At 41.7% G+C, this 13,396-nt stretch carries 8 protein-coding genes; 6 read left to right on the top strand and 2 right to left on the bottom strand.

Translation table 11 applies throughout. From position 1 onward, the window contains the following. Positions 1–56: 56 nt before the first annotated feature. Positions 57–2,798, bottom strand: a complete 2,742-nt coding sequence (locus B4Z47_RS13870; protein WP_112375065.1) for an outer membrane beta-barrel protein — start codon at positions 2,796–2,798, stop codon at positions 57–59. 218 nt (positions 2,799–3,016) lie between these two features. Here B4Z47_RS13870 and B4Z47_RS13865 point away from each other — a divergent pair, with 218 nt between their 5' ends. Together B4Z47_RS13865 and B4Z47_RS13860 are read left to right on the top strand one after the other, a co-directional pair. Further along, positions 3,017–3,559 carry a TetR/AcrR family transcriptional regulator gene (locus B4Z47_RS13865; protein WP_070561361.1) on the top strand — a complete coding sequence of 181 codons (543 nt, stop codon included), beginning with the start codon at positions 3,017–3,019 and terminating at the stop codon, positions 3,557–3,559. Positions 3,560–3,864: 305 nt separating this feature from the next. Next, on the top strand, positions 3,865–5,571 hold the full coding sequence (locus tag B4Z47_RS13860; protein ID WP_201640014.1) for a glycoside hydrolase family 3 protein: 1,707 nt from the start codon (positions 3,865–3,867) through the stop codon (positions 5,569–5,571). Positions 5,572–5,667: 96 nt separating this feature from the next. Here B4Z47_RS13860 and B4Z47_RS13855 read toward each other — a convergent pair whose 3' ends face one another. Continuing rightward, entirely contained in the window at positions 5,668–7,215 is a 1,548-nt protein-coding gene (locus tag B4Z47_RS13855; RefSeq protein WP_070561357.1) for a glycoside hydrolase family 10 protein, read from the bottom strand. Positions 7,216–7,430: 215 nt separating this feature from the next. Here B4Z47_RS13855 and B4Z47_RS13850 point away from each other — a divergent pair, with 215 nt between their 5' ends. The 4 genes from B4Z47_RS13850 to B4Z47_RS13835 all read left to right on the top strand — a co-directional run bounded on the left by B4Z47_RS13850 (position 7,431) and on the right by B4Z47_RS13835 (position 13,393). After that, on the top strand, positions 7,431–8,858 hold the full coding sequence (locus B4Z47_RS13850; RefSeq protein WP_070561512.1) for an L-serine ammonia-lyase: 1,428 nt from the start codon (positions 7,431–7,433) through the stop codon (positions 8,856–8,858). A 76-nt stretch (positions 8,859–8,934) separates the two neighbouring features. Beyond that, positions 8,935–9,747 carry an MBL fold metallo-hydrolase gene (locus tag B4Z47_RS13845; RefSeq protein ID WP_286727422.1) on the top strand — a complete coding sequence of 271 codons (813 nt, stop codon included), beginning with the start codon at positions 8,935–8,937 and terminating at the stop codon, positions 9,745–9,747. A 389-nt stretch (positions 9,748–10,136) separates the two neighbouring features. After that, a complete protein-coding gene (locus tag B4Z47_RS13840) occupies positions 10,137–10,853 on the top strand; it encodes a DUF4198 domain-containing protein (RefSeq protein ID WP_115046414.1) in 717 nt (238 codons plus the stop codon). Positions 10,854–10,975: 122 nt separating this feature from the next. Beyond that, positions 10,976–13,393 carry a TonB-dependent siderophore receptor gene (locus B4Z47_RS13835; RefSeq protein ID WP_286727421.1) on the top strand — a complete coding sequence of 806 codons (2,418 nt, stop codon included), beginning with the start codon at positions 10,976–10,978 and terminating at the stop codon, positions 13,391–13,393. Positions 13,394–13,396: the final 3 nt, after the last annotated feature.

Genomic DNA, 13,396 nt, shown 5'->3' with positions numbered 1-13,396 from the left:
ATTGATTGATTGATTGATTGATCGGAGTGTTCCACGTGGATTGGCAATGGTGCATATTAACGACGGGTTTTCATTTCTCCTTTTCTGCCGAGTCCCCGAATATGGTAGGTAAAACTTAATATGGCGTAGCGTGTTATTGCATTTGATTGGGATACACGTACCCAAAGATCATTGACCTGCTGATTGATGTTTTTATTGTCATTAAATAGATCAAATACCGTGAGATTGATCTCGGCATTCCTACGTTTGAACAATTTCTTGCCGATAGAGACATTCCACAACAAACTTGTCGTACTTGGTGAATTCAGGATGCTGCCATTGTAAAGGTAGTTGAACGTTGAATTGAGCGTCCAAGTTTTTAATAAAGTCAATGCAATGGAATTACCAATGGTATGTTTATAGACCGAATAATTCGATTTTTCGCTGGCTGAGTTCTTGGAGAAGGCGATGTTTCCATTGTAATCCAGTCCGATAATGACATCCTTACTGAATGCCGTGTTTACACCGACCCGTTGACTCAGGCCGTACGTTTGCGCATTGACCTTTTCGAGATTCAATAAGGTGTAATTCTGGTTGAAATAGAGGTTATTGTTTAGGTTGAAGTTAAGTTTCCATGGTTCAAGGCGGTATCCAAGGCTATTTTGCCATTTGAGATTATAGACCCCATTGAAATTTTCGGGCCTGATGTATTGCCCACCAGGCCCGAGTATAACATCCGCTGCGATCGTAAATGCTGAATCTGTGGTGAAAATGGTATTGGAGATTTTATGTTCAATAAAATCTGCTGTAATGTCAGAGGTGAAACTTCTGCCCGAGCCTTTATTGATCGATCTAAATTGTACCACAAGGTTATGGTCATATTCTTGCTTAAGATCCGGATTTCCCGAGCTAATGCGTAGTGGATTTTGATTGTCTATAAAATCTTGCAATTGCTCGATGGAAGGGGTATTTGTCTTTGCATTATACCGAAACTCGACCCGAGTATCCTTATTGAAATTATATTGGAAGTTGAGGTTAGGTAGTAGGCTATTGAAGCGGCTTTTTGTGGTCAGTATATTCGGAAACAATTTATCATTGACCTGTGAAGCCGTCTGATAATCTAAACCAATCTGAAATCTTATGCTATCCTTTTTGTTAAATAAGTAGGAAACCCCACCACTATGGTAAACAAAATCATTCCGGAATTCATTGGAAAGACGATTTTTTAATTCCCCTAGCTGGCCTGTTTCGGCTAGAAATTCATAGGTCCTGCGGTCCGAATAGCGTGCCGTATTCCGAAAAGTATAATTCCCTTGCAACCGGGAATACTTACCGAGCATCTCGGTATAGGCTATCTTTGAGCGAAAGCCGTTATTGTCACCCATGGTATAGTTCCTATTGTTGACGGTGTCGACCCGGCTGAATAAGCCCTCTTTATAATAAGAGTTTAGTGCAAAATTTTCCGCATGACTCTTGTTGCTGTTAAATGAGCCATTGAAATTAAAACTGATCGTGCGCCCAGGTTTGTTGAGTCTCCGCATGTAAGTGAGGTCTCCGCTCCAGTTGAAGTTTTCTCCAAAGCTCTTATTCCTGCGGTCGGAACTATTCAGCATTTCTGCTAGATTTAACAAGGTATTGCCTGTGGAACTTGTATTCCTATCGTTACTTTGATAGGAGAAATTAGGCTGAAAGTCCAGTTTCTGAATCGAATCTATCTTCCAGTTTGCGCGGATAGAGAAAGCATGATTGTTGTCGTAAGTACTGTTTAATTGATCTTGATTGTTGATTTGGTTGGCCCGGTTACCTGCCGTATATTCTGTTTTATTTTGGCTGACGATGTTATTGTCCGTATAGTTGTAGGTATAATTCGCATTGAAGTCCATGCGGTCATCGAAAAAGCGATCCAAGTAGTTGAAACCGGCGTTAAAGCGCGTCGTCACCCCTTGTCCGGTACGTCCTCTGGTGTTTCCGCGGGTCGCAAAACCATTGGGCTGATTAACATTGTTGGTATTGATGTCAATTGAATATTGCCGTTTGGGGTTCATTTTGGTTACCTGTGTATTGACGGCATATTTTCGGTCGGGACCCGCACCTCCGGAGAGCTTGCCAAAATAGGATTTTCTTTTATCAGGCTTGGTGACAATATTGATCACTTTCATGCGTTTTCCATCGTCAAAACCACTAAACTTGGCCTGCTCGGTTTTGTCATCGATAATTTGGATCTTGGCGATAACATCGGCCGGAAGGTTTTTTAGGGCAATCTTAGGATCGGTGCTAAAAAACTCCCGACCATCAATAATAATCTTATTGACAGGCTCGCCCTGCGCTTTTACATTGCCATCTTCATCAATTTCAACACCAGGAATCTGTTTGACCAATTCGTCAGCATCTGCAAAATCCTGCGTGATATATTTCTTGGTGTCAAACTCCAGCGTATCTCCTTTAACCTGTATACTGCTCGAAGAAATGTTAATTTCATCCAGTACAATCTCGGCATTAGTGAGTTTAAACATTAAATCGATTGTTTGCCCGATTAGTTTTACACGCCGAAGATCCATGCTGTATCCCATCGGCTGTGTACTGACCAAATAATCTCCGTTGGGAAGTGTACTGCTGCTGAATCTGCCCAAAATGTCTGTCGGAACCTGGACTTTACTGGAATCTTTTACCGCTATAATGGTGATGCTTGCACCTCTGATAGGCTGCGAAGTCGTATTGTCAAGCAGCTTGCCCGTAATATACTGTTGGGCTTGCCCGTTTTTCCCCAATAGCGATAAGCAGATAGAAAAGAACAAAATGGTCCAAAGTTTGATCTTCATCGGTCGAGGTGCAAATGTGTTTTAATGTGTTGTTGACGGTTATATAATTTTATTTCCCAAAAATATGGCACTATTTGTTACGAATTATTATCATTTTAGTTACAATAACCCCAAGTGAATGGAAAGATTAGATATATTTGCAGTAGAATTATAAAATCAACTGAACAAGTCCGTATAACGATCGAGTGATATGCGGATATAGATTAAAAAAATAAAAGATGAAAGAAAGTGTTTTGAGTAGAAAAGAGCGTATTATGAAAGAAGCCTTGTTGCTTTTTTCAGATCAAGGCTATACGAATACCTCTACCAAAACGATTGCCCAAAATGCAGGAGTTTCCGAAGCATTAATCTTTAAACATTTTGGGAATAAAGACGCACTGTTGGTTTATTTGATTAAATCAGGTTATCGTAAGGTTCTTACGCACCACCGCGGAATGATGACCTATCGTGAACCAAAGGAATTTCTGCGCACAATGATCAATCTACCCAATAAATTGGTTACCGCGGAACCCTTATTTTGGAAATTGCAGGAGCGTTTGTCTCATCACCCCTTTTCCAAACAACAGCACGAGCAGTTTATGAAGCCTGTGCAGCCCATTATCCATCGTGCTTTTGAAGATCTGAACTATGAAAATCCAGATCTCGAAACACAATTTCTCTTGTTGATTATCGACAAGCTGTGGAAAAAGGAAGCGATAGGTGAATTGGAAAATGTGATGGAGTTGACGCTGTTTCTAGAGAAAAAATATAACCTGATTTAGCTTAAAAAGCTGAATTATAGTCTTTTCTAAACATCTATTCCTTGATAAAGTTCTTTCGTGCTTATCAAACCGATAATTGAATTGTAATCGTTGGATGGCAGTTGTATTCCGGCGCTGTTATTTTTCTATATATAAAGTGTTAGTATTGCTCCCACCAATTGACATGCGGTATATTTCAGCTCTGCACCTTACGAATTGCTGTTTTATGCGTGTTTATATGAAATTGTTGCAAAAACAATTTCATATTGTCCAAAATAATAACGTCCTTAGTATTTCTATTTTAAATACATTATACAAACTAATTTATGTTCAAAAAACTCGGTCTGGGAATATTGGCATTAGTCGGCACAATTTCTTTTTTGAAAGCTCAGGACAAAAAAGATTTTGTGAAATACATCAACTCCCAGCATGCATGGGTCGATGCGGTATTCAATACGTTGACGCCAAAAGAAAAAGTTGCACAGTTATTTTTGGTTAGGGCACACACCAATTTAGGACAGAAATATATTGACTCCGTAGCTCAGGTTATACAGGACCAACATTTGGGCGGTCTCGTTGTTTTTCAGGGCGGTCCTGTCCGCCATGTTGATATGTTCAATCGGTATCAATCCCTGTCCAAGGTCCCATTGATGGTGACATTTGATGGCGAGTGGGGATTAGGCATGCGTATGCCAGATTCTACTTTGTCGTTCCCTTATCAGATGACTTTAGGGGCCGTTCAGGATAATCAGCTGATTTATCGCATGGGACGTGAGGTTGCTTTAGACTTCCAACGTATAGGTATGCATTTCAATTTTGCCCCTGATGTGGATATCAACAATAACCCTAAAAATCCCGTTATCGGTATCCGCTCCTTCGGTGATAATAAATATAATGTAACCCAGAAAGCTAAAGCGTATATGGACGGTATGGTGGATGGTGGTATCCTGGCTTCCATTAAACACTTCCCAGGGCATGGCGATACAGATGTGGATTCTCATTATGATCTGCCGCAACTACCTTTCGACAAAAAACGTTTGGATACCCTGGAGTTGTATCCGTTCAAAGAGCTTATTAAAGCCGGTGCACCTGCTGTTATGGTGGCCCACATGAATATTCCGAGTTTAGATGACACGCCTAATATGCCATCTTCCATCTCTAAAAAGGTTGTAACCGATCTTTTGCGTAATGAACTTGGCTTTAAAGGACTAACAGTTACTGATGCAATGGACATGAAAGGTGTAAAGAAGTTTTTTCCAAATGGAGAAGCCGACGTACAGGCGATTATCGCAGGGCATGATTTACTTGAAGTGTCGGAGAATAGCAAGCGTGCGATCGATTTGATTGTAAAAGCTATTGAAGAAGGACGTATCGCGCAGGCCGATATTGATGCGCGGGTAAAACGAGTGCTTGCCGCTAAGCTCTGGCTTGGTTTAGATAAATATCAGGCAACTGTACAACAGAATCTATACCATGATTTACATCGTGCTTCAGCTGTTCAACTCATTGACGAACTGTCCGATGCAGCGATCACCGCTTTGAACTCGATAGAAAAATTAAAATCCTTCAAAAAGGATTTACCTACGGCTATTATCAACATTGGTATTACAGCCAATCAGACCTTCCAAAATGAATTGGCTAGTGCACTCACAAATGAAACACAATATTTCATCACGGATAGCACAAGTAAAGATGATATCAAACGTCTTACCAAAGAAATCAAGAAGAACAAACAATTTATTATTGCCGTACACGATACGAGACTTCGTCCACGTCCGACCATGGTATTAAATAAAGATGTTCAGGGCCTGATGAAGAAATTTGCAAAAAAATCAATCCTGACTTTATTTACCAATGCCTATGCTGTGGATGGATTTGAAGCATCCAAAAAAGCAAAAACAATTTTGCTGGCCTATCAAAATGATGCTTTCATGCAGAAAGCGGCAGTGAAAACTATTTTAGGGCAAAATACGCCGAAAGGAAAACTCCCTGTTACGATAAACAAAAAATTTAAATACGGACAGGGGAAATAAAGCATTATAAAATCACACCAACACGGTACCTCTTCCAAAAATGGCCCTCCTGCAATTGCAAAGCCATTTCGGAAGGGGTATTTTTTTTAGCAGCACTTAAATCTCTTCATGGGCGGACCTGCTATCGGATGGCTTACTTTCATTTTTCATACGGTCAATCGCCGTCACGACATATTTATACTTTTGATGCTGTTTGATATCGTCATCGGTATATTGAAGCTTATCCCCATCAAAGGTGATAAAAATGATTTTTCCAGGGTCTTTAATGTTTACTTTTTCATCGAGGTTGAAGCGATAGATCACATAGCCATAAGCCGACTCCCCATCATTGGCCACATCGGGTTTTTGCCAAAATAAGGTATTCATTTTACCATTGGCCGAATTTTTCACCAGAAGACCGAAGGGGGCATTGGGTGGGATACTATCTAACCAAGGCATTGTAGGGGGTAAAGCCGGTGTACGGTACAGGTCATTTCGCATGGAATCCTGCAGTCCAACAAGATTGTCCGTGAGTGACTTGGAACTGAAATAAATACTTCCCTCCACATCGTGCTCCTCCCTTAAGTGGCGTACCTGTCTGGGGATCTGACTACGGTCTGTCCAGCCGATTTTATTTTCGGTAACACGATAAGCTCCATGCCCGACATAAAAGTGACGGCCATAGGTGTGTTTCTGCCACCAGTCAACCAAGATCTCATAGGCTGCTGCGCGATTTTTGAATGGAAAGTAGATCTGTGGATTGATATAATCGATCCAACCTTCCTGCATCCATTTGACACCGTCAGCATACAGTTCCCGGTAAGCGCTCAGACCACGGGTATCTGATCCGGCACTGTTATTTTCTTTGTTGTCCCATACCCCACAAGGACTAATGCCATATTTGACATATGGTTTTATCTTTTTGATGGCAACACCAAGATCGTGCACCAGTACGTTGACATTGTTGCGTCGCCAGTCGTCAATTTTCTCGATCCCATTATTATATTGACCAAAGGTAATCTGATCCGGTACCGGTGTATTTCTGCTATCGGGATAGGGGTAAAAATAATCATCGAAATGAATGCCATCTACATCGTAGTTTTTGACCACATCCATGATGACATCAATAATATATTTGCGAACTTCCGGAATACCGGGGTTGAAAAGCTTCTTGCCAGCATAGGTGAAGAACCATTCCGGGTGACGCTTGGTAATATGCTCATCCGAAAAATGAGCCGGATTTAATGTTGTGGAAGCACGATACGGATTGAACCAGGCATGGAGTTCCATTCCTCTCTTGTGGGCCTCGGTGATGGCAAACTCCAAGGGGTCATAAAATGGCGAAGGTGGTAATCCCTGTTTCCCGGTTAGATATCTACTCCATGGTTCTCTGCCCTTCGCGTAAAATGCGTCGGCAGCTGGACGTACCTGCAAAATAATGGCATTCAGTCCCGCGCTGCGGTGCTGGTCCAATAAATCAATAAACTCCTGTTTTTGCTGTGCGACATTATTGCCCGCTTTGACAGATGGCCAGTCAATATTACCTATGGTTGCAACCCACACGCCACGAAACTCCCGCTTAGGTAGTTGCTGGGAATACGTTCTAATCGAAAATAAACAGATAACAATGGTAAAAAAAGAATATAAATATGTTTTTCCCGTCATTCTATAAATTATAGCCAACAAAGATAGGGAAGCATTTCTTACTTTTTCCCTAAAAAATGTAAGATGTTTGTTGGATACTTGTTAAAAGAACCTGAGCTTGGTTTTCAAATTGATAATAATGCAAATACAAGTAACATTGTACTTTATTTGTGCTAATTTAGATGCGGTTTTCACAAAAGCAATGGCTTGATCGGCTAATCACAATAAAAAAGATTATGAGCAAAGAACAAATATCCGTTTTTGACATGTTTAAGATTGGTATAGGGCCCTCGAGTTCGCATACCTTGGGACCTTGGCGTGCAGCCCAGCAATTTACAGCTGTTCTTAGGTCAAAAGGTGTCTTGCATGAAGTCGAACAAGTCAAAATCCTGCTGTATGGTTCTTTGGCCAAAACCGGTGCTGGACATGGTACCGATATTGCTGTGCTCCTGGGACTAAGTGGAGATGATCCGGTTACCTTTGATGTCAATAGCGTGATGCCCAAAGTCGAGCATATTAAGACAGTCGGCGAACTGGAAGTCGCTGGCGAACGGACGATTCCTTTTTCCTATCCGGAAGACCTCTTGTTTCTATACGCGGAAAGTTTACCTTTTCACCCCAACGCAGTGACCTTTCAGGCATTCCTATCCAATGGTAAGGCAATTACTGAAACCTATTATTCGATAGGTGGCGGTTTTGTGGTGCAGGAAAATGATACTGAAGGTGTTTTGTCTGAAGTGGACCTTCCGTTTCCTGTCGATACTGCACAGGAACTCTTGCATTGGACGATGAAAACGGGTCTGAAAATCTCGGAGCTGGTCCTTGAAAATGAATGTGCATGGCGTGAAGAAAGTGAAACCGTGGCAGGCGTTTTGAATATTTATAAAACAATACATGAATGTATCTACCGCGGCTGTCATACTGGCGGGACATTACCTGGGGGCTTAAATGTCGAACGTAGAGCAGCCAAGCTAAACAAGAAGTTAATGCAGGGACGAAGTTATCAAGATTATGAGTCCTGGGTAGCGGCCATTCGCGAGGGCGGCCAAAACTTTCAATATATTCTGGATTGGGTAAGTTGTTTTGCACTTGCCGTAAATGAGGAGAACGCCTCTTTCGGACGTGTGGTTACAGCTCCTACCAATGGGGCCTCAGGCGTTATCCCAGCGGTGTTGCAATATTACATTACTTTCCACGACGGAATGCTTGAAAATAAAATTATCCAATTTATTCTTACCGCATCCGAGATCGGATCGATATTTAAGAAAAATGCAACCATTTCAGCCGCAATGGGCGGTTGTCAGGCCGAGATTGGCGTTTCATCAGCGATGGCAGCCGGCGCGCTGACAGAAGTACTCGGCGGATCACAGCGCCAGGTGCTGATGGCAGCCGAGATTGCCATGGAACATCACCTCGGATTGACATGCGATCCAATCGGTGGACTGGTACAAATTCCTTGCATCGAACGCAACACAATGGGAGCCATTAAAGCCATTACTGCGGCACAATTGGCACTGCAATCGAATCCGGATAAAGCAAAAGTAAGTTTGGATACAGTGGTTAAAACTATGTGGGAGACTGCTTTGGATATGAATGCCAAATATAAGGAAACAGCAGATGGTGGATTGGCCGTCAATATTCCATTGAGTTTGCCGGAATGTTAATGACTGCCGAAGTTTTCTCGTTTTTCGTATCTTTGACGCTGTAAAATAGATCTATTCTTATAAAGAGCATAAACGAATGAAATATTGTGCAATCGCCTCCGGAAGTAATGGGAACTGTTATTATGTCGCTAAAGATGATTCTGCTATCTTGATAGATGCTGGAATCAACAGCAAGCATATACACCTGCGGATGTACAACCTGGGTATTTTACCGACTCAGATCAAAGCAATTTTCATTACCCATGAACATTCTGATCATATTAGGGGCCTATCTGTATTTGCCAAAAAATATAATTTACCGGTTTATATTACCAAGGGAAGTTACGATGGCACCCGTTTGCATCTTCCATCCCATTTGGTCCATATCATTTCTCCTGATGAGGTTGTTGAAATTGGAGGACTTAAGGTGTACGGTATTCCCAAATATCACGATGCCAAAGAACCATGCAGCTTTCTTGTCTCAGATGGAACATACAATATCGGTGTCCTGACAGATATTGGACGACCTTGCGAAAATGTGCAGCATGTTATTCAACATTCGGATGTTTTGCTCCTGGAATCAAATTATGACGAGGAGATGTTGCGTACAGGACGCTATTCCTATTTTCTGAAAAATCGGATCAGCAGTGGTTGGGGACACTTGTCAAATCGTGTTGCCGTCGAACTGTTTAACGCCTATAAAACCGACCGTCTTAAACATCTTATCCTCACTCACCTCTCCGGCGAAAATAATACCGTCGATCTGGTACAGCAAACTTTCGAACCACATTGCGAACGTATCCAGCTACATGTCGCGACACGTTACCAGGAAACAGAATTATTCGACCTGAAACTTGTGCTGGAAAACCATGTGGCATATTTTTCAATCCTTTCCGCACTCTCTTCCTAACTAACAACGCTCTTTTTGTTCGCTGTATTTCTTCAGTTAAAGCGTAAGAATACTGTAAAATGAAAAAATTAGTTGTTTTAAAAAGATTTCCTGTTATATTTGCTTTGTTTTTAATCAGTCTAAATAATATCTTTTATACTTATTTGGACAACAAGAAACAAAAAACACCATGTAATAGACGGCAATCTATCACATGGCGTTAATCTACATACAGCGGCAACTGCATGTAGATGACTGAAACAGCACGCTGTGTCAGTTACTCCCGATATACGATATGGAAGAACTTGCAAGATAACGAATTTTATTATTTTATTCGTTGTTAAGCATATGCAAAACCTGCAAATTCTCCCATAATAAGTTGAAGAAAACTAAACATCAATCAACATATTATGAAAATTTTAATTTCATTTTTCACATTTCTTACGGTATTACTGTGTAGTCACTCTAGTCATGCCCATGCCCTTTGGATTGAATCATCTTCTTATGGAACGTTAAACCAATCCCATGAAGTCAAGGTATATTACGGCGAGTTTGCAACGAATGAAAGAGATCAGGTCGACAAATGGTACTCCGACGTGAAGGACTTCTCATTAATGTTGCATGCCCCGGGACAGGAACCCGTCAAGCTTCAATTGACGAATCAAGGCGATCACTTTAGCGGTTCATTCCAACCTACAGCAGCCGGAACCTATTTCCTATCCATTGTTAAAGCACCTAAAGATCTAGGCGGTAAAACGAAATATGAATTTTCTTCCTTAGTGCCTGTTATCGTAGGAAAGTCTGCAACACTCGATTATAAAAATGTAAAAAGCCCATTGCAAATTGAATTGCTTGGTGCGGCTAACGCAAAAAAGGGGCAACGTATACAAGCAAAGATCACCAGCTTCGGCAAAGCTGTTCCACAGGCCAAAGTTTCTGTTTTTTCGACTACCGGTTGGGGAAAAGAGTTTGTTGCGGACGAGCATGGCATCCTGACATTTGACGCAATATGGGCTGGTCCATACGTCTTGGAAGCAAGTACGTTTGCTGAAACTGCAGGTGAACATGAAGGGAAAGCCTATGCTTCGACATGGCAGGGAAGTACGACTTTCATTACTGTCAAATAACCGCAGCTACAGCGCAGACAGCATAAGGGTCTAATCTGAAACGATGGCAACACCAATGGGTCCTTACAAAAAAAATATCTAAGAAAAATCTACTATAATAAAACATCTACCATACTACATTCATGAATAAAACTTTATCCTTTTTGGCTATTCCTATGATTAGTTCGGTCTTTTCTGTTGCACAAGCACAGACGAACAAAGTCATTGAAGGAATTCTTATCAATGAAAAATCCGAACCTATCACAGGAGCGACAGTAAAATTAACTAATACAGGTGTTACCACCAGCACAGTTAGTGAGGGGCATTTCGCTTTTCATAAGCTTTCATCCAAAACCTACCATATCGAGATTAAAGCGATCGGTTACGGTAAGCATACGATGGAAGTGAACGTAACAGATGAGACGGCAAACCTTGGTCCCATTATCTTAAAGGACCAATCGCAAGCTATTGACGAAGTTGCGGTTTATGGTAAATACTATGAGCATTATAAGTTTGACAGTATCTCCGGATCGTTACGCCTTAAAACACCAATCCTAGAGCTGCCTCAAAATATACAGGTTATTTCTTCCGATTTAATGGCAGATCAACAGGTTTTCGACATTGTTGATGGTATTACGCGTAATGTTAGTGGCGCAACACGTCAGGGCCATTGGGACAACCAATATGCCAATATCCGTATGCGTGGCTCTAAGATCCCTGCATTCCGTAATGGGATGAACATTGAAGCTTCTTGGGGGCCTACAGCCGAAGATGCAAGTATGATCGAACGGATCGAATTTGTAAAAGGACCAGCCGGTTTTATGCTTGCCAATGGCGAACCTGGCGGCTTTTATAATGTGGTAACAAAAAAACCTACCGGTAATACCAAGGGGTCTGTTACCCTGAATACAGGGAGCTTCAGTACCTATCGCGCTGCCGTTGACTTGGATGGTAAATTGCGCAAAGATGGCAAACTGCTTTACCGTCTGAATGTGGCCGGACAACAAAAAGATTTTTTTACAAAATATAATTACAGTAACCGGCTTGTTATAGCGCCAGTGGTTACCTATAAAGTAGATTCTTTGACGAACTTAACATTTGAATACACCTACCAAGGGTCTACCTACCTATCAAATGGTAATTATACGTTCTCACCCAAAGGATTTGCCGATCCGGGTATTGCCAATGACTTCTTCTATGGTGATCCCTCCATGGAGCCCGGAAAGCTAAAAGACCATAGTGCCTATATTTACCTGGATCGCAAACTAAACGAAAACTGGAAATTGCATGCACAGATGGCCTATTTCAATTTTGATATGAAAGCCACCAGTACATGGCTGAATTACATGAAAGCCAATGGCGATATGCCACGTTATTACAGTATTGCCGACGAACATGGTGAAAATAGTTTTGGTCAGGTTTCCTTAAATGGAGAGGAATATACTGGAAGCGTTCGTCATCGGATTTTAATCGGTGCGGATTATGGTAATAAGAAGTTTTGGGGCGATTTCAGAACGATTTTGGATTCGATTCCTTCAGCGCCGCTCAACGTCTATGATCCTAAATACGGTATTCCAGGCAGTGTATTCCCTGCGCTGGATCGTTCGCAGAGTGTAAAGGTCCGTGCGGGCGGTAGCAACTACGTGACTTCAACAAACTATATGTCATTCTACGCGCACGATGAATTGGCGTTCCTGGAAGAGAAATTGCGTTTATCGCTTGGCTTACGCTATACAATTAATGAGACCATAGGAAAAACGTCTGTAGCTGACAGAACCGATAAAGCATTTACGCCGAGGGTAGGGTTGAGCTATTCGATCGATAAATCCATGAGTGTATATGGCTTGTTTGATCAATCTTTTGTTCCTGTCGCTGGTACCGACTGGGAAGGTAATGCTTTCAAACCAATACGCGGAAATGATTTAGAAGCAGGTGTTAAGAAAGAGTGGATGGGTGGAAAATGGATCTCCACGTTAAGTGCCTACACTATTGCCCGTAAAAATGCGCTGGTAGCTGACCCCGATCCGAGTCACGTCGTTAATGGTGTGTCATTCCAGACCCAATTGGGAGAAACCAGAAGCAAGGGTATCGAATTTGATGTCACCGGTGAAATTATTAAGGGGCTGAATGTGAATGCAAATTATGCCTTGACAGATTCGAAGATCTCCAAAGATACCAAAGAAGAAAATATAGGTAATATCACTCCGAATACGGCCAAACATACAGCCAATGCATTTGTATCCTATCGTATTCAGGATGGGAAAGTGCGTGGACTTGGCTTTATGGGAAGTGTTCAGGGAATGTTTGACCGTGCAGTTGGGACAACAAAAGAAAGTAATTTCAAGAATTATCTGCGTACCGATGCAGGCATCAGCTATCAAAAAGGGAAGTATGCCATTTCGGTCGTAATCAATAATGTGTTGGACAACCGCAAATTGCTGACTGCTGGATCGATCTCCAAAGCAAGTGCGGCCGTTCAGAAGCTCGGTGGTGTGGATTATTATTCCTATATCGTCGAAGCTAGACGTAACTTCCGTATGGGAGTGACCTATAAATTTTAACGG

Source organism: Sphingobacterium sp. UBA2610 (assembly GCF_002339225.1).
Lineage (GTDB): Bacteria > Bacteroidota > Bacteroidia > Sphingobacteriales > Sphingobacteriaceae > Sphingobacterium > Sphingobacterium multivorum.
This window is presented reverse-complemented; position numbering and strand designations above follow the sequence as displayed.